The sequence below is a fragment of the Serratia sp. BW106 genome, from assembly GCF_002607755.1.
In the GTDB taxonomy this organism is placed as follows: Bacteria; Pseudomonadota; Gammaproteobacteria; order Enterobacterales; family Enterobacteriaceae; genus Serratia; species Serratia proteamaculans.
Genome location: NZ_MCGS01000081.1, coordinates 1 through 520 on the forward strand (window position 1 = coordinate 1; position 520 = coordinate 520).

A 520-nucleotide genomic window follows, 5' to 3' on the forward strand; every position below is an offset into this window, starting at 1 on the left:
CTGTGTCAGCAGGCGGGCAAAGTCGGTTAATGTCAGTTTCAAAACGCCCACCCGGGGTGAAATCGCACACCTGGTAATTGATTCCACCGGGCTGAAGGTCTTCGGTGAAGGCGAGTGGAAAGTCAAAAAGCATGGCCAGGAACGCCGCCGTATCTGGCGTAAGCTGCATCTCGCCGTTGACAGTAAAACACATGAAATCATCTGCGCTGACCTGTCGCTGAACAACGTTACGGACTCAGAGGCCTTCCCCGGGTTAATCCGGCAAACCCACCGGAAAATCAGGTCAGCCGCCGCCGATGGCGCTTACGATACCCGGCTATGTCACGATGAACTGCGGCGTAAGAAAATCAGCGCGCTTATCCCTCCCCGAAAAGGTGCGGGTTACTGGCCCGGTGAATATGCAGACCGTAACCGTGCAGTGGCTAATCAGCGAATGACCGGGAGTAATGCGCGGTGGAAATGGACAACAGATTACAATCGTCGCTCGATAGCGGAAACGGCGATGTACCGGGTAAAACAG

At 55.0% G+C, this 520-nt stretch carries 1 pseudogene; it reads left to right on the forward strand.

Annotated features, from left to right (window positions below):
* A pseudogene (locus BEI65_RS26615) lies at positions 1-520 on the forward strand (IS5-like element IS903B family transposase); the annotation flags it as partial.